Raw genomic sequence first — 26,776 nt, 5'->3', positions numbered from 1 at the left:
TTGCCCAAAGTTTTTAAAATATTTTTAAAAAGCTTCAAATTAAGCAAACTTCAAATTTCAGTAATACAGCCGTAATTTTTGAGTTCGATTTTAAAACAATTTCACTCTAACTTATTTTATACTGCTAAACTTAATTTTTGAGCGGTTTTGGCAGTTTAGGAAAAAATCAGATTAGCTTGATATTAATTTATAGCCTTTGTTATTTTATAACTGTCATTCCGCCCATATATGGCACTAATACTTCTGGAATTTTTATAGTTCCATCTTCCTGCTGATAATTTTCCATAATCGCAAGCAATGTTCTTCCTACAGCAAGCCCTGATCCATTTAAAGTATGAACAAAATGGCTCTTCTTAGTTTCTTTTTCCCTATATTTAATCATCGCACGTCTAGCCTGAAAATCTTCTGTATTTGAACAAGATGAAATCTCTCTATATTTATTTTGGCTAGGTACCCAAACTTCCAAATCATAAGTTTTTGCCGCACTAAATCCTATATCTCCACTACAAAGTGAAATCACTCTGTATGGTAAATTCAATTTTTGTAAGATTTTTTCTGCACTATTTACCATTGATTCAAGTTCATCATAAGAAGTTTCAGGTTTTACAATTTTTACCATTTCAACTTTATTAAATTGATGTTGACGAATTAGTCCTTTTAAATCACGTCCACCTGAACCAGCTTCTTTTCTAAAACAAGCCGTATATCCGCAATAATGTTTAGGCAATTCTTCTTCGTCTAAAATTTCTCCATTGTGTAAATTTGTAAGTGTTACTTCTGCTGTTGGGATTAAATACATTTCTTCCCCTTCGATTTTGTAAGCATCCTCAGCAAATTTAGGAAGTTGTCCAGTTCCAACCATCATTTCTTTTTTTACAAGCTGTGGTGTAAAAATTTCTTCAAAATCCTCTTCTTGAGTGTGAACATCAATCATAAAAGCAATTAATGCTCTTTCTAATCTAGCAGCCGCATTTTTATAAACTGTAAATCTTGAACCACCAAGTTTTGCTCCTCTTTCAAAATCTAAAATTCCAAGATTAACTCCCAATTCATCGTGAGATTTTATTTCAAAATCAAATTCTTTTGGAGTTCCCCATTTTCTTACTTCCACATTTTCATCTTCATCTTTTCCAATTGGTGTCGTATCACTTAATTTATTTGGAATTGTATAGGCAAGCTGCACTTGTTTTTCATCAATTTCAGCCACTTTTTGATCCAATTCCTTAATTTTTGCACTTACAGTTTGCATTCTGGCTAGCAATTCAGCGGGATCTTTTCCTTCTTGCTTATATTTTCCAATTAACGAACTTGATTCATTTCTTTCCTTTTTTAACATTTCAACTTCCTGAAGCAAGTTTCTTCTATCTTCATCAAGTTTTAACAATGAATCCAAATCAAAGTCACTATTTCTATTTTTTAAATATTCCTTGATTTTATCAGCATTTTCCCTTATGTATCTCATTTCTAACATAATTCTTTTATTTCCTTTCTTTAATTAATTAAAATTTTCAATATATTTATACAATATTTTTTTACTTTCACTCAAATCTTCAAAATTATAATTTTTATCAAATTTTATTTTTTCCACATTTTTAACATTATACTTTTCCACAATTTTATCAAAGTTTTCCACATAAATTTTTTTATAAAGTTCATCAACGTGATTTTCCACAAAATAATTTAAGTTTTCCACATTTTCAAAATTTAAAAATGTTAAATCAGATTTTGTAAAATAATTTAAGATATTCTTTATTATCTCATCTATTTTATCACGAATTTCATTAAATTTCGAGTTATTTTCAATTTTAATTTTTTCTATCATTCTTTCCGCAAAAAAAGTTTTCACAAATTTATTCACATCCATCGAAATCAAAGAATAGTTATACAATATCTCAAAAAATTTACCTTTATCCCGATATAGCAATTCATTTCCCAATTTTACCGCAAAAACTGACTCTTTATTAAAAATGCTCCTTCTAAATCCATCCACCAGTTTCGACATTTCAATTTTACTTAATCGCTCTATCTTTTTTTCTTTTTTCTTAAATGTTTCCAAGAACTGCCCGCCTACAATTTTTTTTATATTTTCATTTTCCTTATTTTCAGCAAAATAAATATATGCAAGTTCCAATATAAACGACGGCTCTTTTTTAATAATTTTAAAATTTTCATCAATTTGATAATATTTTCGTTTTTCAAAATGATTTTTATATTTTAAAATAAATTGTGAAAAATTCTCTATATTTAAAAATACATTTTCACTTTCTAAATTTTGATTTTCGGCCAAAATCAGATTCCTCCCTCCTGATTATTTCTATTTTAAGTTATCAGCAAAAATTTATAAAATTCTACTGTTTATCTGCATATTTTTCAATTTTTATTTTTTTGACAAGATACTTTGACTTGCCACATGAAGACATTACATAATTTTTACAATTTACTAAAATTTTTATTCACCTTTTATTTCTCAATAATTTTAAATTCCATTTTCAAAATCAATAAATTTTCTATATTTTCATCAATTTTCACAATATCCTTTTCTGTTGTCAAGACATAATCATAACTTTTAGCCTTTTCCTTTATTTCCAAAATTTCCTCATTTGTATAAACGTGATGATCTGAAAATTTTATTTCTTCAATATTATTTGGATTCAATTTTTTTATTGTTTGATAAAATACGGCTGGATTAGCAATTGAAGAAAAAATCAGCACATTTTTACTTTGAATAACTTTCAAAGGCAATTTTTCATTTCCAATTTTATTTTCGCTATTCATTTTACCAAATTTTTCATTATTTTCAAAATTTAATTTGTAAAAATAACTTTCCTCAAAAGTCGCAGCAAAAATCGGCTTTCCATATTTTACCAATCTTTCCTTAATTTTCCCAACTTCATCTTCCAAAACATAATTACTTTTCGTAATAATAATCTCATCAGCCCGCCACAAAGCCTCCAGTGACTCCCGCAACCACCCTTTCGGCAAATAGTCATCCATTCCAAAAGGATTTGTAGCATCAATCAAAATTATATTTTTATCTTTCCTCAATTTTCTGTGCTGAAAACCGTCATCCATGATAATCGTTTCAACACCACACTTTTCCTTCAGAAAAGTCGCACCTTCATAACGATTTCTACAAACTACAACAGGAATTTGAAAATTTAAGGCATGTAGATAGGCTTCATCTCCTGATTCTCTTGGAGTCGCATAAATCTTTTTTTCATCTCTTACAAGCAGTAGGTCTGTTGCCCTCTTTCCTTTGTAACCTCGGCTCAAAATACCAACCTTTTTATTTTTTTTCAAATACTTTTGCACAAAATACTGCACAGCTGGTGTTTTTCCAGTCCCGCCTGCCACAATATTTCCGATACAAATTATTTCCACTCCATTGACTTTTTTTTCCTTAAAAATTTTTAAATCATAAAGTTTATTTCGTAGAAATACGATAAATCCATATATAATCGACAATAATTTCATTAATTTTTCCTCAATCTAATTTTTCTAGTTAATTTTCCACTAAACCTTTGTAAATTGTTTCCAGCCTTCTAAACCGGTTCTTTATTCCTGATTTGGAAATTTCCATTAAATCTGCCAGTTCCTGTAATGACATTTCCTGATTTTCCAGCCGTAATTTCGCCGTTTCACTCAACACATCCGTCAATTCTGAAAGTCCTAATTTCTGGTCAATTACTTTTATCATATTAATCTGCTTTTCAGAAGCCGACAATTTTTTCGTTTCATTTGCAATTTCCCAATTCATGTTTCTATTAATTTTATTCCGAATTTCCTTATTAATTGTAACTTCCTCAAATTCAAAAAATGAATTTATTCCGCCAATCAAAAAGATTATATCCAAAATATCCTCTGAATTTCTCAAATAAACAAGGCTCTTATTCTTTTTCTCCGTCTGAAAAACCTTTTTCCCCATCTGCTTAAACAAATAATACAAATAAGTGGCAGAATCCTCACTATCCACAAAAAAATCCATCGCATAGGCTTTTTCTGGAGACTTTATATATCCACAGCTAAGGAAAAATCCCCTGATTATGCCAGCCAGCTGTTTTTCATTCTCCACAACTGAAAAATTTTTGTGAAAATATATTTTTTTTAAAAATGATTTGTACTCCTGCTGGTCATGCTGAGTTGGAAAAAGTATGACTTCATAGAGCTTGTGTGCTCCAAGCCGTTTGCTAATAACGTATTTTAACTGGATTGGAATATCTGTTACTGCACGTAAATTTGAATAAATTCTTTTAGCAAGTGACACGTTTTCTGTGCTGAAATAAACTCCATGTTCTGTAATCACATTTTTTGCTATAAAAATCCCAAAAAGTTCTGCATAAACATTCTCCTTATCAGAATTTTCCAAATTAAAGATTTCCCTTTTTAAATTCGCTGAATACGACAATTTTCCCCCTCCTTTACATTCTTTGTCATTTGTAAAAATCTATAAAGATTAATTAATATCATTTTTACTTTTACAATTCTATAAATTATTTATATTAACTATTATTCAATAATCTAATTTTTTTATTTTTACAAGAAGTTATAATTCCTTGATTCATAATATTCATTTCATAAAACTTTGACTTTAAACAAATCTGCTAAATTAATAACTCACTTTTCTAGGATTTCCTGCCTTATCATAGTAAGTCCAAGTTCCTGTTCTTCTTCTGCCTTTGAAACTTCCGTCAAATCCAAGGCTTCCATTTGTATAATAACCCTTTACAGTCCCAGTTTCCCCATTTAGATTTGCTTCATACAAAGGTCTTCCATTTTCATAATAAACATTCATTTTCCCATTTACTTCATCATTTACATAATTAATTTCAGATTTTTTACCTCCGCTTGTATTCCATTCGGTAAACAATCCATTTTTTTGTCCATCTGAGTAATTTCCTTGTGATTTTCTTGAACCATTTTCATAATATTCAGTCCAAGTTCCTGACATTTTTCCATTTGTATAATTTCCAACTGTTTCTTGAGCGCCTGTTTTGGCATAATATGAAGTATAACGTCCATCAAGCTGATCATTTTTGTATTGATATTTTTTCCAGACTTGTCCATTTTCAGTATAAACAGTCCATTCTCCTTCTTTTTTCCCATTTACATAATTTCCCAATGTAAATCTGTTTCCATTTGCGTAATATTCATCATATTTCCCATTTAATATTCCATTATTTAAATTAACAACAAGTCTTCTTCCGCCTTCTTCCATAATTCTGTATTCTCCACTTCCTGTCAATTCATAAGTACTTGCATCAACTCTTTTTACATCTTCCGTATTTTGAGAACTAAGTTGTGACAACCTAACTTTTCCAAAATTTGTCCCGTAATTTGCAAATACATCTTTTCCATAAGCAACTGCTGAAAATATCATCATTCCAGCAATAAACAATATTTTTTTGCTATTATTTTTTTTCATTTTTCAATCTCCTATTATTTTATAAAATCTGTTTTTTTATTTATCAATTTACCTTTTTACATTATAACAAATTTTTCTCATTTTTTAAACTAAATTATTGATTTTTCTTGCTATATATTACATTATAAGCAAACTAGGCTTAATCAGCATTATAAGTCCCAGAATAATCATCAAAATTCCACCAAACAAATTTACCCATTTTGAATATTTTGTAGTTAACTGCAATTTATTAATACTCATCAGTGCAAACCAGAAAACTATTATATCATCTATCATATATCCAATTATGTAAATAAATGTATAAAACTGTCTTGCCCAAAAGGGAACTTCATTTATTTGAAGAATTTTTGTATATGTTTGCGGTATTCCAATTGAACAGGCAAATTCTATTACATTTACAGAAAGTGCCAAGCCAATTATTGCAAGCGCCGTAAGCAACGTAAACGGCTTATTGGCTATATCCTTTACCTTTCTTGAAATTTTTGCTCTTTGCTCCAAATCTGTCACTTCACATTCTAAAGTATCGCCTTTCTTCAAATAATTTTTAATAAAGAAAATTCCTCCAGCGATTCCGACAATCCCGACAATCGGAGTTACCCATTTATCCAATCCTACAAAGTCCCAAGTATAAATCCATGCATTTAAAATCAAGAAATACATAACAGCTTCAGCCAGAATAAATAGCCCAGCAACCCTAAACATCTTAACTTTATTTCCAACTGCAATCAAGGCTGTCAAAAATAAAACTAGAACCCACATAGCGCAAGGATTAAATCCGTCAATTGTTCCTAAGACTATTGACATTGTCAACAAGGAATAATTTGTTAGATCAATCGTTTTATTAATAATCGGAATATTCACAAGCACCTGATGTTCAGCCCCTTTCGTAAGTCCTGGAATTTCACAAACTTTATCTCCAGTACAAACTGCACCATTACTGCTTACATTCCCCTTTCCAGCTTGTCCGCTTTCCACATATTCCTTCAAAGTCAAAATCTTACCTTTAGTTTTTCCAGAATCTATCAGCCCTTCAATTTCCTTTCCAGTAGTTTCTGCCGTATTAAACCCTTGAATAATATGCCCGTCAACATAAATAATCGGAGTCCCCTTAACAAGTTTCAACTTTGTCGCAGTTTCATCAAAAAAAGCCTTTTCCTCCTTACTCTCATCAATCTTATGCTCCACATACTCAAAATCATCCCTTTTAGTCGCCAATTCCTTCAAAAACTTTTCCAAATTAGCACAATTTTTACAATCTTTTCTCCCAAAATACTCAATTTTCACCTTTTTTACCTGACTATTTCCAGCAGAATAATTAATTTGACTTATAAAAAATATTCCCAAAATCATAACCAGCAAAGTAAAAATCCTGCTTTTACCTACTCCTGCCTTAAAATCATTTCTCCAAAACATACTTTTTTCACACCTTTCTTTTTTACAATTTTTATCCTTTTATTTTAAAATTTTTCTATTCCTTATAAATAATAACCGTACTAACTGCATATTCCCTGCTATGTGAAATGCTAATCTGAATCATCATCCCAAAAGCCTTTTCCTTTATCTTGTTATAAAGCACTACATAAGGCTTTCCTAACTCATCATTCAAAATCTCAATATCACTTAGCGAAAATCCATGCACTCCAGTCCCAAATGCCTTAGAAACTGCTTCTTTCGCCGCAAATCTCCCTGCATAACTAGAATATGGATGTTTCTTTTTCTCAATATGCTCAATTTCCTTTTCTGTATAAACTTTTCTTTTAAAAAGGCTTGTCTGCTTAATCGCCTTTTCAATTCGGGATATTTCAATAATGTCTGTCCCAATTCCATAAATTTCCATTTCTATCTCCTTTTTGAAACTTACTATTGTTAGATTATACTACAAATTTGGAAAAATACAAAATTTTATATTTTATGAAATAAAAAAACTATCCCAAGTTTTTGAAATAGTTTTTTAAAAATATGAGAATAATTACAATTATAACTAGTTTGCTGTTTAAATGGGAAATAGTATAAATCTAATTATTTCACTTTAACAATTTTTTTCTTCCCAGCTCGCACAATCATTCCACTTTCAAGAACAACTGTAGCTTTCACATCTTTTATTGGCTCATCGTTTATTTTGAATCCACCTTGTTGAATTAATCTTCTAGCTTCACTTGTTGTTTTCATCAATCCTGTTTCTTTTACCAATAAATCAATGATTCCAACTTCTTTATATTCCAATTCAACTTCAGGCAAGTCAACATTTAAGTTTCTCTTACTGAATACATTTTCAAACCAATCTCTCGCTTCTTTAGCCGCTTCTTCACCGTAGTAAATTTTTACAACTTCTGCTCCCAATTGTTTTTTAGCTTCCATTGGATGTAAACTTCCATCTGCGATTTGAGTCTTGATTTCTTCAATTTTCTCAAATGGAACATCGGTTATCATTGTGTAATAATTTTCCATCAATTCATCTGAAATTGACATAACTTTTCCAAACATATCATTTGGAGTGTCTTTTACGCCAATGTAGTTTCCAAGTGATTTAGACATTTTTTCCACTCCATCGAGTCCAACCAAAATCGGCATTATCATACAAATTTGTTGCTCTTGACCAAAGTTTTTCTGTAAATCTCTTCCTCTTAACAAATTGAATTTTTGTTCAGTCGCACCTAATTCCACATCAGCGTGTAATTCTACTGAATCATAACCTTGTAAAATTGGATACATAAACTCAATCAATGAAACTGGTTTATTTTCAGATAATCTTTTTGAAAAATCTTCTCTCGAAATCATTTGTGAAACTGTAAATTGTGACAACAAATTCAATGCATCTGATAACGATAATTTTTCCAACCAGTCAGCATTGTAAACAACATTAATTTTATCTAAATCCAAAATTAATTTTACTTGATCCAAATATGTTTTAATATTTTCCATAACTTGTTCTTCTGACAACATTTTTCTAGTTTCAGATTTTCCAGTTGGATCCCCAATTCTTCCAGTGAAAGTCCCAATCAAGAAAAACACATCGTGTCCCAAATCTTGAAACTGTTTCAATTTTCTCAAAGGTACCGCATGTCCCAAATGCAAATCAGACCCAGTCGGATCAATCCCCAATTTTACTCTTAATGGAGTATTTGTCGAAATTGATTTTTCCAACTTTTTCTTAAATTCATTTTCATTAATTATTTCATCGCACCCACGACTTAAAATATTAAATTGTCTTTCTACTTCTTGTTTAATTTCTAATTCTGTCATTTTTTTATTTTTTCTCCTTATTTTATTTTTTCTCCTTATTTTTTAAACTCTTGGAGTATTATTGTAATTTAATCCATTAATTATATCTCTAACGTACCATTGATCTCTAACTCTCATATCTGATTTCCACAATGTTTTTATTTCATTTGCCCATGAAGGTCCTGCTACATATATAATACCATCGGCGTAAGTCATCAATACAGGTTTATCAGTAAAATAATTATAATATTGAAATCTTAGATACCCATTTTCTGAAAATTGATTATTTTTAACAGAATGAATAAAAGAATTAATAGGATCTGTTCCTGAAAATATTATTTTACTTCCATAATATACTGTACCATTTTTATATAATCTACATTCTGCATTAAAACCTGCCATTCTATTTACCCCTGAAATAGGATTATCAATATATCTATAATTTACACGATAATTTCTACTTACAGTTCCTTTTGAAATTGAACAATCTATACTATCTGAAAACGATAAAACTGAAATAAAAATAAATAATAGACAATATAATATTTTTTTCATTTATATCACTCCTTTAAAATTTATAATTTTACTAACTCTTATAAATACGCCACATATTTCATAAAATAATACACAATCGGCAATACAAATAATGCACTGTCAAATCTATCCAAAAATCCGCCATGTCCCAAAAGTAAATTCCCAGAATCTTTAACTTCCAATTCTCTTTTTATTTTAGATTCCACCAAATCTCCCAATTCGGCAAAAACTCCAATTGCAAGTGCCAAAATAAAGGCTTTTAGTCCACCAATGGCGACATAGTCGTAATTTACGGAACAAGTTTTTGTTAAAAATGAAATTCCGCAGACAAAATTTGCAATAAATAAATATATTTTATCAAATGATAAAATTACTAAAAATACTCCCAAAATTCCTGCTATTGCACCTTCGATTGATTTTTTCGGACTGATTTTTGGAGCAAGCCTGTGCTTGAATATTTTCCCGCCGATTGCCATTCCGACAAGGTAAGCGGAAATGTCACATGCCCAAATTAGCATAAATGTCATTACAACTAGAATATTTCCATTTGGAAATTCGTATTTTAATAATAAAATATGTGAAAATAAATACGAAACATAAATTATTCCAAATAAAGTGTAGGAAATTTCTGCCATTGCATTGTGAATTTTTACTTTAAAAACTTGCCTTAAAGACAGAAGAATTATTGCAAATACGATAAATCCTCCCATATCAAAGTTAATTTGCTTAAAAAGTTCAAATTTAAAATATGAAAAAATATTTTTTGAATTTTCCTGAAAATATATCGCAACAGGTAAAAACAGCCCAAGTCCCATTCCAATCCTGCTTGCCACTTCAAATCCCTTGTCCTTTAGCATTTTGTAAAATTCAAAAAGCGATATTCCAATTATTACAAGAGTAAACACCAAAAACATCAGATTTCCTTTTAAAAATATCCATAAAAGGAAAGGTACAAACAACAAAATAATAAATAATCTACTTAACATTCAGCCCTCCGTATCTTCTATCCCTTTTATTAAAGGATAAAATCGCTTTATCTAATTCATTTTCATCAAAATCAGGCCAGAAAACATCTGTTATATAAAACTCCGAATAGGCAATTTCCCAAAGCAAAAAATTGCTTATCCTAAATTCTCCACTCGTTCTGATTACAAGTTCTGGATCTGGGATTTCTGGTCGGTACATATATTTTGAAAACTCTTCTTCTGTAATTTTTTCGATTTTTTTTGTCTCATTTTCACTCAAAACTTTATTTACTGCACTTACAATTTCCCTTCTTCCGCCATAATTAAAAGCAATATTAAAAGTTATTTTTTCACAATCTTCCAAAAATTTTTGTGTATCTTCAATTTTTTTTAGAAGTTTTGGAGAAATATTCTCCTTTTCCCCTGTCACAACTAACTTCACACCTTGCTTTTTCAGATTTTTTTTCTCTTTGTCCAAATATTTTCCAAATAAATCCATAAGACCATTTACTTCCTTTTGCGGACGCTTCCAGTTCTCAGTTGAAAAAGCATAAACAGTCAAATATTTCACTCCAATTTCTCCGGCATATCTTAAAATTCTCTCAAGACTAGCTGCTCCAGCTCTATGCCCTTCTAGCCGAATTTTCCCACGTTCCTTAGCCCATCTGCCATTTCCGTCCATAATAATCGCAATATGCCTAGGAATTACCAATTTATCTCTATCCATATTATTCCTTTCAAGAATAAAAATATTATTGCTATAATTATAACAGTCAAATCATTATTTTTCAAGGTATTTGAAAAATTATTATAAAAAATATTTTTTTATTTCTGTTGATATTTGACAAGTTGAAATAATAATAAAAGCTGAAATGTCTTATCAAAAAGAAAGTGTGTAAAAATCTTTGTATAAATAGAACAGCAAAGTATTGAATTTACTGGATTTATCTATTAGTTTACATAAAATTATACACACACTCTATTAGCTCTTATAAGTATAGTAAATTACTTAATATATTATTAAAATTTTTTATTGAAATTTTCAAATGCAAAAATTATTTGTTTTCTTTATTTAATATATACTCATAATATTCTTTATATTTTTTCCCTATATTTATCAAATTACGTTCTTTTGCAATATTATAAGCCTGTTCTGTAACTTCATCCAAGTTTTCCACATTGTTTTCCACAATATTTTTTATTTTTTCACAAAATTCCTCATTATCTCTAGCCTTAAAACATGTTTTTCCATCTTCCAGCCAATCTTCATACACAGGAATATCCCTTACCACAAGCGGCAATTTCGCTGAAAGCGCTTCTAGCACCACAATTCCCTCATTTTCCTCATAAGTCATAAATAAGAAGGCTTTTGCGGCACTGAATGCGCCTATTAAAATATCCGTGTCGACATATCCTGGGAAAATCAGATTTTCTGGTGGATTCTCAATGATTTTCTGTATTTTGTCAGGCAGCATTGATTTTACACTTGATGAGCCAAACCACAGAAACTGGTAGTCACTGCATTCTTGCGCCACTTTTACAAAGTCTTTTATCCCTTTTCTTTCAAAAGGCAGTCCAGCCGTTATAATTAGTGGTTTATTTATGTCATATACTGATTTGTATTCGTTTAGAAATTTTTGCTTTAAAACTTCATTTTTATTAAATTTATTTATATTTACACCATTTGAAATTACTCTGATTTCCTTTTCTTTTTCTAAATATTTCGATTTTATAAGATTTTTTGTATATTCTGATGGAGAAATTAAATAATCTGCTTCATTATATAATTTTTTCGTCCAGAACTTTATAATTGGTGATAGAACATAACTTCCCTTTATACTTCCACGAAAATCCTCATAAGTCGTATGTGTATGATAAATTACAGGCTTCCCTTTTTTCTTAGCCTGCTTTAATACTTCATAAGATTTTAATGCAACTGTATTTATATGTGCCAAATCATAATCATCTTCAGGATCCTGCGTAATTTCAATATTATTTGCTCCAAGGGCTTCTACCTGATGATTTAAGGCTTGTCCAACGCCGGATTTGCTGAAGGAACTTTTCCCCTCTGAATATAGTAAAACTTTCACGACTATCATACTCCTCTATTGTTTTTTTATAAACTGCTTCCACTCTTTCTCCAAATTTTTGGGCTGTATAATCTTGTGAAGCAACAAAAGCATTTTCAATAATTTTTTCTCTAAATTCCTTATTTTCCTTTAAAAGCATTATAGAATCAATAAATTCCTTTTCATTTCTATAAACAAGCCCCGCTTCATTTTTTACAAGCAAGTCTTCCAAATTCAAGTCATATCTCGCAACAACAGGTGTCTTAGCCGCCATTGCCTCAACAAATGTAAGCCCTTGCGTTTCTGATACGCTCGCATTCAAAAAAACATCTCCCATCTGATAATATGCAGCAACTTTATCATGCGGCACTTCCCCAGTGAATACAACTCTATCAGATATTCCCAGTTTTTCAGCCTGTTTTTTCAAGTCATCTAAAATTCTTCCACGACCAACAATCATAAACTTAAATTTTTCATCCTTAATTTTAGAAAACATATCAATTAACAAATCTATACTTTTCTCTTCGGCAATCCGTCCAATATACACACAAAGAAATTCATTTTCATCAATTCTAAAACTTTCCCTCATAAATCTCAAATCTTCTTCAGAATAATTTCCACGATAAAATTTATCCAGTTCCAGTCCAGTTGGAATAATATTCATTGTCTTATCCACACCATAAGAATATAAAATATCCTCAACTTTTCTTGTAGGAACAATCAAGGCATTACATTTTTCGCAATAAAACTTACTAATCGCAGCCGCAATTTTTTTTCCAGCTTTAACAAATCTTGATCCAAAAATATAATGCGTGTAATATTCATACAACGTATGATAAGTATGAACAAGCGGTATTTCCAAATTAATCGCAGCAAATCTCGCAAATGTCCCAACTCCCCATTCTGTCTGTGAATGAATGATATCCAATTCCAATCTTTTTATTTTTTTTATTATTTTTGCCGAATAAATCATCCCTAGCCTATACTGCGGCAATGGCTTAAATTCCATACTTGGAAGCCTCAAGACATTAGGCTCCACCTGTGGCGCATCAGGATCAGTCGTAGTAATAACATACACCTTATGCCCTTGCTTTCTAAGCTCCTTTTCAAGTGTCATAATTGAGCTGACAACCCCATTTACCTGAGGTCTATACGTATCAGTAAATATTCCAATTCTCATTTTATAATTCTCCTTTAATTCTTAGGAAACTCCAAAAAGAACTTTCCAATTTTCCCCATTCTATAATCTCTCATCAATCTTCTTGAAATAATTTCATAATTATGTTCATCGTTTTTAGAAACTCCCAGTCTTTTTTCCAAAATTTCCAATATTTTATGACTTTCCATTCCTAAAATTTCTTCATCTGTAGTATATTCTTCCAAATGATAAACCTTTATAAGATTTCCAATTTTCCCCAAATCCTTTAATTTATCTAAAAATTTTATCGCAATATGCTCCAACTGCAGCACATCATCCTTTATTGACCCAGTAATCGCCAAATTATAAGCCACATCGTCATCTTCAAATTTAGGCCACAAAACTCCTGGCGTATCTAGCAATTCCAGCTTCTCATCAATTTTTATCCATTGCTTCCCACGTGTAAATCCTGGAGTATTCCCTACTCTTGCCTTATTTTTATTCACAAATTTATTTATAAATTTAGACTTTCCAACATTAGGAATTCCAACAATCATTGCCCTTACTTCAGTTTTACGAAGCCCTTTCTTCTTCATCTTTTCCAATTTTTCTGCATAAATTTTATCCGTAATTTTTCTAAGTTCATTAAAATTAGTCCCTTTTTCCACACTCAAAGCTACAAAATAATCAGAAAAATTATTTTCTAAAAAATAATTCTCCCAGACTTTCAATTCCCTATTATCAATTAAATCCACCTTATTAAGCACAATAATTTTTTTCTTATTATTCGCCAATTTTGAAATATCTGGATTTTTACTAGAAATCGGAATTCTTGCATCCAAAATCTCAATCACGACATCAATTATCTTGAGATTTTCCACAATCAAATCCTTGGTTTTCTTCATATGCCCTGGATACCAGTTTATATTCATTCTTTTATTCTCTCCATTTTCTCTATTTTGAAATTTACTTTTTATTATTTAAATTCTTGTTTTTAATTCCAAAACTAACACTAAATCCCATTTAAAAAATTTATTTATTTTCTGACAAAGAGTTAAGATCCTTATTAAACAGGATTTATAATAAATCTGCTGCTCTAACGGAAAATAGTGTAAATTTAATTTTGAAATTAAAGATAAAAATTCAAATCCGTAAATATCGTGATTCTTTTAGAATGAAAACTACTGTTTAATCTTTTTCAAAATATTAAAGTTATATACTCCCTTATTCTTACTAATTTTTAATTACTCTGTATTTTTATCTTTTAAATAAATGCCATCATCATTTACTGCTCTTATAAATAAGACAATTTCCCCTTTAATCGGCTTTTTTTCCAGCCTTTCAATAATTTCTGAAACATTTCCACGAATTGTTTCTTCATAAATTTTAGTAAGTTCCCTTGTTATTACAACATATCGTTCTCCCAGATATTCCCTTACATCCTTTAAAGTTTTTAAAATTCTGTTGGGAGATTCTAAAATTACGATAGTTCTTTCTTCTTCCTTCAATTTATTGAAAAGTGTCTGTCTTCCCTTTTTCTTTGGTAAAAAGCCTTCATAAGCCATTCTTCGCATATCTAGCCCAGAAATGCTTGCTCCTGTAACAATTGAGGAAGCTCCTGGTATTCCAATGACTTTTATTCCAGCCTTTAAAACTTCATTTACCAGCTCAAAGCCAGGATCTGAAATGCACGGCGTTCCAGCATCTGTTACAAGCGCAATTTCCTTTTGATCTTTTAAAAGATTGATAATGTTTGTGATTTGATGGAGTTTATTATGTTCATGGTATTGATACACCGTTTTTTCAATCTCATAGTGGGAAAGAAGTTTTTTTGTAACTCTTGTATCTTCTGCAAAAATATAATCAACTTCCTTCAAAGTTTTTATCGCCCTAAAAGTTATATCTTCCAAATTCCCAATTGGTGTACCAACAACATAAAACATATATTTCTCCTAATTTTTAATTTTTTTGATTTTTATTACTACTTTCTTTTTCCTGTTTCATTTATTTTTTTATTCATTTCTTCGATTGCTCTCTTTAATTGAACATCTCCTGCTGAAATGATTTTAGCGGCTTCTTCCTTACCTTTATCCTTTGTTATTATTTCTTCAATTTCTTTTTCTCTATTTTTTCTAGCTTGTTCGCTATCATTTGCATAACCTTTTAATGCCAGCAAGTCTTCCATTTTAACTTCTATATCAGGTTCAATACCTTTTTCATGAATGTAATTTCCTTTTGGTGTAAAATATTGAGCAATAGTAAGTTTTATGGCATCATTAGTTCTCAAAGGTATAACTTGCTGTACAATTCCTTTTCCAAATGTTTTTTCTCCGATAATTGTTCCACGTTTGTAATCTTTAATTGCACCTGTTACAATTTCTGAAGCACTTGCGCTTCCTTTATTTGTCAATACAATTAACGGAAAATTACCAAGATTTTTTAAAGTTCTATTATAGTTCTTTTGCTGTCCATTTTTGTATTTCAAGTAAACAATCAAGTCTTCCTTTACAAAAAGCGAAGCTATATCTTGCGCTTCTTGAAGTGATCCTCCTGGATTAGAACGCAAATCCAAAATTAATCCTTTCATTCCCTTAGCCTGTAAATCTTTTATAGCCTTTTCAACTTCTGCTCCAACATGATTTCCAAATTTCAAAAGACTTACATAACCAATATTATTTTCAAGCATTTTGCTTTCTACCATTTCCAATTTAATTTTGGCTCTTGTCAAAGTGAATTTCATCGGATCTTTTTTACCTTCCCTAACTACTTCCACATCAACTTTTGTACCTTCTTTACCCTTCAAAAGTTTTACAGTTTCATTTGCTGTAAGCGGCAAAATATCTTTTCCGTCAACTTTTGTAATTTTATCTTTTATTTTAATTCCGACTTTTTCAGCAGGACTTCCGATAAATGGCGAAACAACTTCAAGAGGTTCTCCTTTTTTCTTGCTAATAGTCATTCCAACCCCAACATATTCTCCATCCATATCTTCAGAAAAGTCATTAAGATCTGCCTTAGACAAATATTCTGAGTAAGGATCATTCAATTTGTTTACAACTCCTGCAACAGCACCTTCATAAAGGTCATTTTTACTTGGAGTCGCTTCCTTTCCAACAAAATTATTTTCAATAATATTAATTACATCTACAATTCTGTTCAACTCTGTTGCATCTTTTGTATATCCAGCACTTGTATCTTTGTCATTTCTCGATGTTTTTACTATAGTAGTTGCCGCAAATAAAGGCACACTTACCAATACAAGTCCTAATGCTGCCTGTAATATTTTGTTTTTTTTCATTTTTCCTCCTAAAATATACTTAAATAGTCAACTCTGAACCTCCCACGACTAAAGTTGCGAGTGTTCTTGCACTATTTAATAAAATTAATATAAATTGCCATTTTGAATTTATGAAAACTTTAATAGCGTTAAAAATTCCTTATTCCCCTTTGCTCCCCGTATTGGCGAATCCTCCACGCCAATTAGTTCATATCCACATTCTTTTGAAAAAGAAATTATTTTTTTTATGGCTTCATCGTGATATTCTTCATTTTCCACAACGCCATTTCTTCCAATTTTTTCCCTTCCAACTTCAAATTGCGGTTTTACTAACATCACAATTTTCCCAGTTTTCGCAAGAAACTTTTTAAAATAAGGAATAACTTTTGTCAAAGAAATAAAAGAAACATCGATTACTATGAAATCTATCTTTTCATTATTGATGTCTTCTTCCTTGAGATCCTTTATGTGCATTTCCTCCAATGAAAGAACTCTTTCATCATTTCTCAATTTCCAGTCAAGCTGATTTTTTCCAACATCAACACTATACACACATTTTGCGCCATTTTGCAAGGCACAATCTGTAAACCCTCCAGTAGATGCTCCAATATCAAGCACTGATTTATCTTTAAAATCCAAATCCCAAGTCTTTATAGCCTTCTCTAATTTCAAGCCACCACGACTGACATATTTTAACTTATCCTTAATACGAATATTTAATTCATCATTGTCCTTAAGCATCGTTCCTGCCTTTGTCACAACCTGCTCATTCACAATGACATTACCTGCCATTATTTCCCTTTTTGCCTTTTCTCGTGTCTCAAAAAGCTCCCGTTCCACCAGAATTAAATCCAATCTTTTTTTCATTATTTTCTCTTTCTAAATCTTAAAATAAAATCTGAACAAATCTAAATTTTCCAAAAAAATCATAATTTTAAAGTTAGCCTTTAAGTAGTGATACTATATCATAAAACATATCTCTTATTTTTCTATTTATTTTTGATTACTAAAATCATATTTATCATTTTATCTCAATTTTTTTTAAATAAAAAATAATATTTGCATTATTTTTCAACTATATTTCAGATCCATTTATCTTTTATAAATTTATTTATTTTACCATATTTTAAATTATTTTTCAAATTTTCACCCTTTTTTGACAGAGTAAAAATTTTAGAGGTAATCAAAATTATATTTTAGATTATTCAAATAAAAAAAGAGATTATACTAATTTTCTAGAATAATCTCCACATTAACTATGGTAAAAAATTGTTTATCTAATAAATATAGAACAAAAAATATAGAAAAATTTTTTTAACTAAACTCACAAATTATAACTATTCTGTTCAATTCTTTATTTTTCTTAATCTATATTCGTTCAATTTTAAAAAATAGTAAATATAAAAATTACATCATATTTACAGGATCCACATCAATTGTTACCCTAACTTTCTTTTCCGTTTCCCGAAATTTACCAACACATTTTTTTATGATTTTTTTTATTTTTAAAATTTTTCCCCTTTCAAATTTAAAAAATATCTGATATCTATACTTTCCATTTATCTTGTAAATTGGCGATTTAAAAGCATCTGATATAAAATCATTTGAAGTCAATTCCATAACTGTATTTACATTTCTAATAATTTCTTCCCGCAAAATTTGAGCTTTTTCCTTTACTAAATTTTCTTCTGCCGCTGAAATTACTAATATCACTATTCTTCCAAAAGGTGGATAATTCAGCATTTTTCTCATAATCATCTCATTTTTATAATATCCTTCATAGTCACTTTCAATTGTTTTTTTTATTACGTCATTTTCTTTATTAAAAGTCTGAATAATCACTTCCCCATCCTTTTCTCCACGTCCCGCACGCCCAGAAGCCTGTGTCAGCAACTGAAAAGTCTTTTCTGAGGCCCTGAAATCTGGAAAATTCAAGATTATATCAGCATTAATTACTCCAACTAATGTTACATTTGAAAAATGCAGGCCTTTTGCAATAATCTGTGTTCCAAGCATTATATCGTATTTGTGATTTTTAAAGTCATTATAGACTTTTTCATAATTTTGCTTAGTTTTTATACTCTCCGAATCCACTCTCACAATTCTAGCTGATGGAAATAATCCTGCCAGCTCTTCCTCGATTTTTTCCGTTCCAGCCCCAATTTGCCTCATCTTATGTCCGCCACATTCATCACACGTATTGTTAAACCGCTTTTCATAACCGCAATAATGGCATTTTAGCCGATTGTCATATTTATAGTAATTCAGGGAAATACTGCAATTTGGACAAGTTGGAATATTTCCGCAGTCTTTACATTTTAATAAATTTGAAAATGCTTTTCTATTTAAAATTAGTATAACCTGCTCATTTTTTTGCAAAGTCTGTGAAATTTTATCCAATAATTTTTCAGAAAAATTTTCCACAGTTTCATTCAAGTCGACAATTTCAAACTTTGGCAATTTTGCATTTTTATACCTTTTCGTAAGTTCGACTAATTCAATATCTCCTTGCTGTGCCTGATAATACGTTTCAAATGAAGGAGTTGCCGAACCTAAAATCACTTTTATTTTTTTATTTTTTGCAATTTCTTCCTTTTTTAAACCTACATTTTCTCTTAATTCCTCATTTTTTCCTAATTCTTTATTTTTTTTTGGATCATCATCTTTTTTCAAGTTTTCATTTTTCAAAAATGCCCTTTTTATTGCCACATTTTTTACATGATAACGTGGATTATTCTCCTGCTTATAAGTATTTTCGTGCTCCTCATCCACAATGATATACTTTAAATTCTGAACTGGAGCAAAAATCGCCGATCTTGCCCCAATTACTATCTTCTTTTCCCCATTCCGTATAAATGTCCACTCTTCCCGCTTTTCCTTATCCGTAAGTTTACTGTGGAGAATAGCCACTTCATTGCAAAATTCCTCTTCCAGCCTCTGTATCATCTGAACTGTAAGGGAAATTTCCGGAACTAGAAAAATACTTCCAAACCCTTGCTTCAAGGCTTCCTTTATCAGGTTAATGTAAATTTCAGTTTTCCCTGAACCAGTTATTCCCTTTAGCAGAAAAATCTGATTTTCACTATTTTTTATTGTATCCACAGCCTTCTGCTGCTCATCATTTAAAATAATTTCCTTTTCTATAATTTCACTTTTTTTCTTTTCCACTTTTGAAATTTTAGAATTTAAAATCACTTTCTTTTCAACAGAAATAACCTTTTCACTTATCGCCTTTTCCACAATTTCACCAGAAAAATTCTTCTTCAAAGTCGCAACTGTGACTTCCTTCCGCTTTTTCATATATTCGTTAAACTTTTTTACTTCTTCTAGACTATTTTCTGAATTATCTTCTCCAATCAAACATTCGTTTTCTAAAAAATCCCTTTGATAAATAGCCCTTTTAGAATAATTTAACTTCAATGCCCCTGGATAAACTGCCTTTATAACATTGTAATAATCACTTATATAATAACTTCTAATCCATTTTATAAGTTGCATAATATCATTTGGAATGGATAAAACAGGAGCTGCAGCCTTAATTCTTTTTATTTTAGAAACATCAAACTGAATTTTGCTTTCTTCAGTTATTGCTATCACAAGTCCCATTTTATCCCTATTTATAAAATTAACAATGCACCATTGCCCAATTTCATATTTTTCTTCAGATTTATACGTGTATATTCCCCTGTTATTTTCCACATAAATTTCATAATAATACATTTATTCCTCAAAAACCTCCCTTATTTTTTTGATTACTCCAATATTATCTGTATCTTGGAATTTTTATCCAGTTTAGTCCCTCTTTCAGGAAACTGAGAAATAACTACTCCGCTTCCAGTAACTCCATAATCTGAAAATTTTCCTTGAGGATAAATAGATAAAAATTCCCTTAAACTTATTCCTGTCAAGTCTGGCATAATATTTTTATCAAAATCTTGTTTTATCTTTCCTAGATCTTTTTTCTTTTCCTCTTGAACAACTCCAGCATCTTTAATATCTATAGTTTTAACTTTTCCATCTGGCTGTATTCTTTTATAGTCTATCAATTTTTGCAGTACATTTCTCGCTGACGGCAAGGCAACTTCACCACCATAATAACTTTTTCCTTTAGGTTCGTTGATTGTTATTAATACTGCATATTTAGGCTTATCTACCGGAAAGAAGCCAAAAAATGAACTTACATATAAATTATCTACATATATCCCATTTTTAGCCTTTTTGGCAGTTCCTGTCTTACCACCGACACGATAACCAGGAATATAGGCTCCTCCACTGGTTCCACGGTTTACACTTGCTTCCATATATTTTCTGTTCAATCTTGAAACTTCATCACTGAAGACTTTTCTCACCATGACAGGCTTAACTTGCTTAATTACATTTCCTTTACTGTCTTCTATTCTGTCAACTAGGTAGGGTTTCATCATTTTACCATTATTAATAACTGTATTCAAGGCTGTCAATATCTGAATTTGCGTCATTGAAATTCCTTGACCATAAGACATGGTCGCCCTTTCTACAATTCCTATTTTTTTTGCCTCAGCCAAACCTTTTGCCATTTCAAAATACGTATCTATGCCTGTTTTTGTCCCAAGACCAAGATTTATTAAATATTTAAGGAAAAGATCCTTATTTATCATTTTTTCAATTTTTACCATTACCACATTTGAAGATTTTGCAATTGCATCTGCCAAGGTTAAAATTCCCATTACTTTATTATCATGCTCCCTAAGAATCTTATCGGCAACCTTGATCGAACCTTCTGAAACAAGTCTCGTATTTTCATTAATCACCTTCGTTTCAAGCCCTATTGCAACCGTTATAGGCTTAAATATTGAACCAGGCTCAAAATAATCTGTAATTGTCCTATTCTTTATATCGGCTTTATCTTCTGCCTTTGGATACGATGACATCGCAAGCACTTTTCCAGTTTCTACTTCCATTAAAATTCCCATTGTGGAAGATGCATTATATTTTACATAAGCGGCTTCCAGTTCATTATTAAGAGCATCTTGTAAAAAACTGTCAATTGTAAGTACAAGATTATCTCCTTCTTCTTCTTTTCTGTCTTCGGATTTCTTTATATTCCCAAGTTTCATAATCCCCTGCAAAGCCTTAGGTATTTTTCTAAGTCCAGTTGTAATACCTGTTTTCCCTGAAAGTTCCTTGTCATAATATTTCTCAATTCCATAAACCCCCTTATTTTCATTGCTCACATATCCAATAATTTCCTGAAAAATATTATCTTGAATATAATTTCTTGTAAATAAAGTTTCAAATGTTACCCCTTTAAACTTCCTTTTATATCCTTCCTTTTTTTTCACCTTATCCTTTGCAGATTTAATATCAGTTTCAACTTCCGCTTCAATGGCTATTTTTGTGTTATAGGGAATTATATGTTCAATTTTCAAATATTTTTTCTGAAGCTGCTTATCTTGTAAATATTCGCTTTTATATTTTTCAACTTCCAGTTCAGGAATATATTTTTTTAACATTCTCAGCACTTCATCAATATTTTTCTCCTCAATCAAGCTAGGATCCAGATTAACAATAAACTCTTCATTGTCATAAGCCAATACTTGTCCATCACTTGTCGCTATTCTCCCTCTTTTAGCCTTTATAAAACTTAAGGAAGTATACTGCTTTTCACCTTGTTTCCGATACTTTTCTCCACCTTTAGTCTGAAGCTGGTACACTCTTCCAATTATTACTGCAAATCCTATTGTTGTAAATAATACTAAAAGTCCAAATCTTCCTCTGAATGTATTTAAATATTTTAACAATACTCCAAAAAATTTCTCAACTTTTTGTTCTTTTCTATTTTTTTCCATATTTGACTTTGCTCTGTCAATAATATTATTTTTTTTCTTGCCCTCTTTCATTTTTCTCCTAATTTAACCCAATATTAACCTTCTAGTCTAGCTAAAATTATTTCATTAATCATTTGAGGATTAGCCTTACCTTTAGACAATCTCATTGCTTGTCCAACAAGATATTTCAATGCATTGCTCTTACCATTTTTGTAATCTTCCACCGATTGTGCATTTTCAGCCAACACTTGATCAACAATTTTCTCAATCGCACTGTCATCAGTAATTTGAACCAATCCTTTTTCTTTTACGATAATTTCAGGATCTTTATCTTCTGTCAATAAAATTTCAAATACATCTTTCGCTATTTTCGAGCTAATTGTTTTTGCTTGAATCAATTTAATTAATTTTCCTAAATTTTTTGGCGTTACATTAAATTCTGAAATCGAAATATTTTTTTCCTTCAACACTCTCAAAACTTCTGTCAACACCCAGTTTGCCGCAAGTCTTGGCTCTTTTGTATCATTTACAATTTCTTCGTAATATTCAGCTAATTCTTGTTCTGAAGAAAGTGTTGCAGCTTCCATTTCATGCAATTTATACTCATTTACAAATCTTCTCGCTTTTTCATCAGCAAATTCTGGCATTTCCCCTTTTACTTTTTCAAGTCTCTCGTCAGAAATTACAAGTGTAGGCAAATCTGGCTCAGGGAAATATCTGTAATCCATAGCTTCCTCTTTGCTTCTCATTGGCTTGGTTACAGCATTTTCCTCATCCCAAAGTCTAGTTTCCTGAACAACTCTTCCACCATTTTCAATCACTTCAATTTGTCTATTTGTTTCATATTCAATGGCTCTCATAACCGCTTTAAACGAATTTAAGTTTTTAGTTTCCGTTCTAGTCCCCAATTCTTTTTCACCTTTTTTTCTAACAGAAACATTCGCATCACATCTAAGCGACCCCAATTCCATACTTACATCACTAACTTTAGTATATTTCAATCTATCCTTCAATGTATTCAAGTACGCATAAGCCTCTTCAGCATTTTTAATTTCTGGCTTAGAAATAATCTCGATTAATGGTACAGACGCTCTGTTGTAATTCAACAATGTTTCAGAAGTTGTGTGAATACTTTTCGCCGTATCTTCCTCAATTTGAATTCTCTCAATCCCAACAACTGCTTCTTTTCCAGAATTTGTCGTAATTTTCAAAGTTCCATTTTCCGCATAAGGTTTAAAATATTGCGTAATTTGATAATTTTTTGGCGAATCTGGATAAAAATAATTTTTTCTATCAAATTGACTTTCCTCATTTATTTCACATCCCAAAGCAAGTGCCGCTTTTATCGCATAATCAAGCACTTTTTCATTCAATTTTGGCAATGCTCCTGGTTGACCAGTACACACTGGACACGCCGATGTATTTGGATGTTTGTTATCATAATCGGCATCACACGAACACCATACTTTTGTATTTGTTTTTAATTGACAATGCACTTCCAGTCCGATGACTGTTTCATATTCCATACTCATTTTATAATATTTTTCCTTTCTTCTTCAAATCTTTCATTTCCACTTTATTTAATAAAAAACTCGCTATTCTTAAATGTTTTTTTTATCTTTTATTATTTTAAAAAATTTTTTACTTCTATTTTTAAAACTCAGGATATTCAATTTCCCCACGAACACCTTCAAATTTATGAGAAATATTAAACAATAAATCCTCTCTAAAATAATTTCCAATTAATTGAATTCCAACTGGCAATCCGTCAACAAATCCCGCAGGTACTGAAATTGCAGGAAGTCCAGCCATGTTTACTGAAACTGTGTAAATGTCTGCTAAATACATTTGTACTGGATCTGTGTTTTTTTCTCCTTTTTTGAATGCTGTTGTTGGAGAAACTGGTGTTAATAAAACATCTACTTCTTTTAATGCTTTTGAAAAATCGTCTCTAATAAGTCTTCTAACTTGCGAAGCCTTTTTGTAATAAGCATCGTAGAATCCAGAACTTAACACATAGTTTCCAATCATAATTCTTCTTTTTACTTCATCTCCAAAACCTTTTGTTCTTGATTTGACATACATTTTTTCCACATCTTCATTGCTTTCTCTCACACCATATCTTACTCCGTCGTATCTTGACAAGTTTGAAGCAGCTTCAGCCGATGAAATTATGTAATAAGTAGAAATCGCATATTTTGAATATGGAAGTGATACTTCTTTAATTTCAGCACCTAATTCCTTCAATTTTTCCACCGAATCCATTATCACTTTTTTAATATTTTCATCTAATCCTTCTGCAAAATATTCTTTTGGAATCCCAATTTTCAAGCCTTTCAAATCATTATTCAAACTTTCCAAATAGTTAGGAACTTCCACATTTACACTTGTCGCATCTTTTTCATCATATCCCGCAATTATTTGCAAAAGTCTAGCCAAATCCTCAGTCGATTTTGCCAAAGCTCCAATTTGATCAAGCGAAGATCCAAACGCCATAAGTCCGTATCTTGAAACTCTTCCATAAGTTGGCTTAATCCCAACAGTTCCAGTCAAACAAGCAGGTTGTCTAATACTTCCACCAGTATCTGAACCAAGTGCAATCGGTGCTTGTCCCGCTGCAACCATCGCTGCCGAACCTCCACTGCTTCCACCAGGAACTCTTGTCAAATCCCACGGATTAGAAACCGATTTTATCGATGAATTCTCATTTGAAGACCCCATCGCAAACTCATCCATATTAGCCTTCCCAATTATCGGTGTCCCAGCCTTTTTCAATTTTTCCACAACTGTCGCATCATAAACTCCCACATAATTTTTAAGAATTTTTGATGCAGCCGTAGTCAAATCTCCTTTTGATACAATATTATCCTTCAAAGCCACAGGCACTCCAAACAACAACTCATTATCATAATTTTTTCTAGCTTCTTCATTATTTTCAGAATCATATTTTTTTGCCTCATCTAAAGCCTTTTCAGGAAACACATTAGAAAATGCTCCTATTTTTTCTTCAGTTTTCTCAATTCTATCCAAAAAAGATTTTGTCACTTCTTCAGAAGTAATCTCTTTATTTTTTATCATTTCAGCTATTTCACTAGCCGTTTTTTTGTATAAACTCATTTTTCCACCTTTCTAAATTTTTTCTAAAATGTATCTAAAAATCTCAATTTTTCAAAAAATTTTTTCTCTTCCAATTTTCAAACTTCTATTCTCCAAAAATTCTACCAATCAGACATTTTTCAATACATCCTAATTATCCGCATTTTCTCCCACAACTTTTGGAACAATTATAAATTCCTCATCGCTATTTGGTGCATTTTCCAAGATCTCTTTCTTAATTCCACTATCCTTAACAACATCTTTTCTCAATACATCCTTCAAATCAAGCACATTAAAAAGTGGCTCAACCTCACTCGTATCCACACTATTCAACTCTTCCATATGGTCAAAAATTTTATTCAAATCCACTCTAAATTTTTCAATTTCATTTTCTGAAAATTCTAGCTTTGAAAGCGCTGCTATTTTCAGTACATCTTCTTTGCTTAACATTTGCTATTTTCCTCCTTTATTTTTCTATACCTATTGCTAAACATTTATTTTTTGAACACAAATAAATATTCATGTGCAATCAATAAAAAATTATATTTTACACTATTTGTTTTCCAAAATCCTGTTGCTCTACAATTATGCTGTTCTTTTATTATTATTTCTTTTGTCCTAAATCCTGCTTTTTCAAAAATTTTCATAACTTCAAAACTCATAGGTACTATATGACCTTTTTGTCTTGTATCTCCCATCAAAATAGCACAAAACTTATCTTTTTTCAACACTCTATAACTTTCCAAAGCAACTTTTTCCATCTCAATCAAAAAATCTTTTACTTTTAACTGTGATAAATCATTTTCTATATTTTCACTATATTTAATAATATTTGCATAAGGCGGATGAGTACATATAAAATCAATGTTTTCATCAGGAATAAAACTTAAGTTTCTTGCATCACCTTCATAAAAGTATACTTCCCCAGAATTTTCATATTCAAAATTACACTTTTCTCTACATCTATTAAGAGATTCATTATTAACATCAACCCCTATTATATTTCTATTTAGCAGTTTTGCTTCAACCAATGTAGTACCTCCACCTACAAATTGATCTAAAACTAAATCACCTTCATGCGAATATCTTAACAAAAGATTTCTTGGAATATAAGGAGACCAGTTACCACGATATTTTGCATCATGAGTTGCCCATTTCCCTCTATCTGGAAAGCTCCACACCGTATTCATTTCAAGCTCAAATTCTTCAGGTTCCCATTTTTTTATTTTTTTTACCATTTTCCCCC

General features: G+C 30.6%; 23 protein-coding genes. All 23 read right to left on the bottom strand.

Annotated features, from left to right (window positions below):
- Positions 1 to 199 precede the first annotated feature (199 nt).
- On the bottom strand, positions 200 to 1,471 hold the full coding sequence (gene serS, locus FVE74_RS01455; RefSeq protein WP_147002872.1) for a serine--tRNA ligase: 1,272 nt from the start codon (positions 1,469 to 1,471) through the stop codon (positions 200 to 202).
- Between the two features lie 24 nt (positions 1,472 to 1,495).
- Complete coding sequence (locus FVE74_RS01450) at positions 1,496 to 2,287, bottom strand: hypothetical protein (RefSeq protein ID WP_147002871.1); 792 nt, start codon at positions 2,285 to 2,287, stop codon at positions 1,496 to 1,498.
- A gap of 173 nt (positions 2,288 to 2,460) precedes the next feature.
- The gene (lpxK, locus tag FVE74_RS01445; RefSeq protein ID WP_147002870.1) at positions 2,461 to 3,474 is read right to left on the bottom strand and encodes a tetraacyldisaccharide 4'-kinase; all 1,014 of its coding nucleotides are present in this window, start codon (positions 3,472 to 3,474) and stop codon (positions 2,461 to 2,463) included.
- A 28-nt stretch (positions 3,475 to 3,502) separates the two neighbouring features.
- A complete protein-coding gene (gene whiA / locus FVE74_RS01440; RefSeq protein ID WP_010128789.1) occupies positions 3,503 to 4,405 on the bottom strand; it encodes a DNA-binding protein WhiA in 903 nt (300 codons plus the stop codon).
- Positions 4,406 to 4,606: 201 nt separating this feature from the next.
- A complete protein-coding gene (locus FVE74_RS01435; protein WP_147002869.1) occupies positions 4,607 to 5,422 on the bottom strand; it encodes a toxin-antitoxin system YwqK family antitoxin in 816 nt (271 codons plus the stop codon).
- Positions 5,423 to 5,539: 117 nt separating this feature from the next.
- Positions 5,540 to 6,835, bottom strand: a complete 1,296-nt coding sequence (locus FVE74_RS01430; RefSeq protein ID WP_147002868.1) for a glutaredoxin — start codon at positions 6,833 to 6,835, stop codon at positions 5,540 to 5,542.
- A gap of 55 nt (positions 6,836 to 6,890) precedes the next feature.
- Positions 6,891 to 7,259 carry a holo-ACP synthase gene (gene acpS, locus FVE74_RS01425; RefSeq protein WP_147002867.1) on the bottom strand — a complete coding sequence of 123 codons (369 nt, stop codon included), beginning with the start codon at positions 7,257 to 7,259 and terminating at the stop codon, positions 6,891 to 6,893.
- 182 nt (positions 7,260 to 7,441) lie between these two features.
- Positions 7,442 to 8,665, bottom strand: coding sequence for a tyrosine--tRNA ligase (gene tyrS / locus FVE74_RS01420; protein ID WP_147002866.1), 1,224 nt, complete (start codon positions 8,663 to 8,665; stop codon positions 7,442 to 7,444).
- A gap of 42 nt (positions 8,666 to 8,707) precedes the next feature.
- Positions 8,708 to 9,199, bottom strand: a complete 492-nt coding sequence (locus FVE74_RS01415) for a hypothetical protein (protein ID WP_147002865.1) — start codon at positions 9,197 to 9,199, stop codon at positions 8,708 to 8,710.
- 38 nt (positions 9,200 to 9,237) lie between these two features.
- Entirely contained in the window at positions 9,238 to 10,164 is a 927-nt protein-coding gene (locus tag FVE74_RS01410) for a phosphatidate cytidylyltransferase (protein WP_147002864.1), read from the bottom strand.
- Positions 10,154 to 10,870, bottom strand: coding sequence for an isoprenyl transferase (locus FVE74_RS01405; RefSeq protein ID WP_147002863.1), 717 nt, complete (start codon positions 10,868 to 10,870; stop codon positions 10,154 to 10,156). Before FVE74_RS01405 ends, FVE74_RS01410 begins: the two co-directional genes overlap by 11 nt.
- Before the next feature lie 328 nt (positions 10,871 to 11,198).
- Positions 11,199 to 12,242 carry a glycosyltransferase family 4 protein gene (locus FVE74_RS01400; RefSeq protein ID WP_232053985.1) on the bottom strand — a complete coding sequence of 348 codons (1,044 nt, stop codon included), beginning with the start codon at positions 12,240 to 12,242 and terminating at the stop codon, positions 11,199 to 11,201.
- Complete coding sequence (locus FVE74_RS01395) at positions 12,136 to 13,392, bottom strand: glycosyltransferase family 4 protein (RefSeq protein ID WP_147002861.1); 1,257 nt, start codon at positions 13,390 to 13,392, stop codon at positions 12,136 to 12,138. The genes FVE74_RS01400 and FVE74_RS01395 overlap by 107 nt, the downstream gene beginning before the upstream one ends.
- 14 nt (positions 13,393 to 13,406) lie before the next feature.
- Entirely contained in the window at positions 13,407 to 14,282 is an 876-nt protein-coding gene (gene ylqF, locus FVE74_RS01390) for a ribosome biogenesis GTPase YlqF (RefSeq protein ID WP_147002860.1), read from the bottom strand.
- Positions 14,283 to 14,594: 312 nt separating this feature from the next.
- On the bottom strand, positions 14,595 to 15,293 hold the full coding sequence (rsmI, locus tag FVE74_RS01385; RefSeq protein ID WP_147002859.1) for a 16S rRNA (cytidine(1402)-2'-O)-methyltransferase: 699 nt from the start codon (positions 15,291 to 15,293) through the stop codon (positions 14,595 to 14,597).
- A gap of 38 nt (positions 15,294 to 15,331) precedes the next feature.
- The gene (locus tag FVE74_RS01380; protein WP_147002858.1) at positions 15,332 to 16,648 is read right to left on the bottom strand and encodes a S41 family peptidase; all 1,317 of its coding nucleotides are present in this window, start codon (positions 16,646 to 16,648) and stop codon (positions 15,332 to 15,334) included.
- Between the two features lie 108 nt (positions 16,649 to 16,756).
- Positions 16,757 to 17,494: a TlyA family RNA methyltransferase gene (locus FVE74_RS01375; protein ID WP_147002857.1), complete on the bottom strand. Its 738-nt coding sequence runs from the start codon at positions 17,492 to 17,494 to the stop codon at positions 16,757 to 16,759.
- Between the two features lie 540 nt (positions 17,495 to 18,034).
- On the bottom strand, positions 18,035 to 20,347 hold the full coding sequence (gene priA, locus FVE74_RS01370) for a replication restart helicase PriA (protein ID WP_147002856.1): 2,313 nt from the start codon (positions 20,345 to 20,347) through the stop codon (positions 18,035 to 18,037).
- A gap of 32 nt (positions 20,348 to 20,379) precedes the next feature.
- Positions 20,380 to 22,506, bottom strand: coding sequence for a penicillin-binding transpeptidase domain-containing protein (locus FVE74_RS01365; RefSeq protein WP_147002855.1), 2,127 nt, complete (start codon positions 22,504 to 22,506; stop codon positions 20,380 to 20,382).
- Positions 22,507 to 22,529: 23 nt separating this feature from the next.
- Positions 22,530 to 23,966: an Asp-tRNA(Asn)/Glu-tRNA(Gln) amidotransferase subunit GatB gene (gatB, locus tag FVE74_RS01360; protein ID WP_147002854.1), complete on the bottom strand. Its 1,437-nt coding sequence runs from the start codon at positions 23,964 to 23,966 to the stop codon at positions 22,530 to 22,532.
- Between the two features lie 121 nt (positions 23,967 to 24,087).
- On the bottom strand, positions 24,088 to 25,551 hold the full coding sequence (gene gatA / locus FVE74_RS01355; RefSeq protein WP_147002853.1) for an Asp-tRNA(Asn)/Glu-tRNA(Gln) amidotransferase subunit GatA: 1,464 nt from the start codon (positions 25,549 to 25,551) through the stop codon (positions 24,088 to 24,090).
- A 129-nt stretch (positions 25,552 to 25,680) separates the two neighbouring features.
- On the bottom strand, positions 25,681 to 25,980 hold the full coding sequence (gene gatC / locus FVE74_RS01350) for an Asp-tRNA(Asn)/Glu-tRNA(Gln) amidotransferase subunit GatC (protein ID WP_021745911.1): 300 nt from the start codon (positions 25,978 to 25,980) through the stop codon (positions 25,681 to 25,683).
- 44 nt (positions 25,981 to 26,024) lie between these two features.
- Positions 26,025 to 26,768 (bottom strand): TRM11 family SAM-dependent methyltransferase, encoded by a 744-nt coding sequence (locus FVE74_RS01345; RefSeq protein ID WP_147002852.1) that lies wholly within the window; start codon positions 26,766 to 26,768, stop codon positions 26,025 to 26,027.
- Between the last annotated feature and the right edge of the window lie 8 nt (positions 26,769 to 26,776).

The sequence above is a fragment of the Leptotrichia wadei genome, from assembly GCF_007990445.1.
In the GTDB taxonomy this organism is placed as follows: domain Bacteria; phylum Fusobacteriota; class Fusobacteriia; order Fusobacteriales; family Leptotrichiaceae; genus Leptotrichia; species Leptotrichia wadei_A.
Note: the sequence above shows the minus strand (reverse complement) of the source record. Positions and strands in the feature narration are given on the sequence as shown.

Coding starts and splice junctions, on each gene's coding strand:
- lpxK (WP_147002870.1), bottom strand. CDS start 3,474: ATGAAATTATTGTCGATTATATATGGATTTATCGTATTTCTACGAAAT.
- FVE74_RS01365 (WP_147002855.1), bottom strand. CDS start 22,506: ATGAAAGAGGGCAAGAAAAAAAATAATATTATTGACAGAGCAAAGTCA.
- FVE74_RS01415 (WP_147002865.1), bottom strand. CDS start 9,199: ATGAAAAAAATATTATATTGTCTATTATTTATTTTTATTTCAGTTTTA.
- tyrS (WP_147002866.1), bottom strand. CDS start 8,665: ATGACAGAATTAGAAATTAAACAAGAAGTAGAAAGACAATTTAATATT.
- FVE74_RS01395 (WP_147002861.1), bottom strand. CDS start 13,392: ATGAGAATTGGAATATTTACTGATACGTATAGACCTCAGGTAAATGGG.
- FVE74_RS01400 (WP_232053985.1), bottom strand. CDS start 12,242: ATGATAGTCGTGAAAGTTTTACTATATTCAGAGGGGAAAAGTTCCTTC.
- FVE74_RS01345 (WP_147002852.1), bottom strand. CDS start 26,768: ATGGTAAAAAAAATAAAAAAATGGGAACCTGAAGAATTTGAGCTTGAA.
- acpS (WP_147002867.1), bottom strand. CDS start 7,259: ATGGAAATTTATGGAATTGGGACAGACATTATTGAAATATCCCGAATT.
- FVE74_RS01410 (WP_147002864.1), bottom strand. CDS start 10,164: ATGTTAAGTAGATTATTTATTATTTTGTTGTTTGTACCTTTCCTTTTA.
- gatC (WP_021745911.1), bottom strand. CDS start 25,980: ATGTTAAGCAAAGAAGATGTACTGAAAATAGCAGCGCTTTCAAAGCTA.
- FVE74_RS01375 (WP_147002857.1), bottom strand. CDS start 17,494: ATGAAAAAAAGATTGGATTTAATTCTGGTGGAACGGGAGCTTTTTGAG.
- rsmI (WP_147002859.1), bottom strand. CDS start 15,293: ATGTTTTATGTTGTTGGTACACCAATTGGGAATTTGGAAGATATAACT.
- FVE74_RS01435 (WP_147002869.1), bottom strand. CDS start 5,422: ATGAAAAAAAATAATAGCAAAAAAATATTGTTTATTGCTGGAATGATG.
- FVE74_RS01430 (WP_147002868.1), bottom strand. CDS start 6,835: ATGTTTTGGAGAAATGATTTTAAGGCAGGAGTAGGTAAAAGCAGGATT.
- serS (WP_147002872.1), bottom strand. CDS start 1,471: ATGTTAGAAATGAGATACATAAGGGAAAATGCTGATAAAATCAAGGAA.
- gatB (WP_147002854.1), bottom strand. CDS start 23,966: ATGAGTATGGAATATGAAACAGTCATCGGACTGGAAGTGCATTGTCAA.
- ylqF (WP_147002860.1), bottom strand. CDS start 14,282: ATGAATATAAACTGGTATCCAGGGCATATGAAGAAAACCAAGGATTTG.
- gatA (WP_147002853.1), bottom strand. CDS start 25,551: ATGAGTTTATACAAAAAAACGGCTAGTGAAATAGCTGAAATGATAAAA.
- FVE74_RS01380 (WP_147002858.1), bottom strand. CDS start 16,648: ATGAAAAAAAACAAAATATTACAGGCAGCATTAGGACTTGTATTGGTA.
- FVE74_RS01405 (WP_147002863.1), bottom strand. CDS start 10,870: ATGGATAGAGATAAATTGGTAATTCCTAGGCATATTGCGATTATTATG.
- priA (WP_147002856.1), bottom strand. CDS start 20,347: ATGTATTATTATGAAATTTATGTGGAAAATAACAGGGGAATATACACG.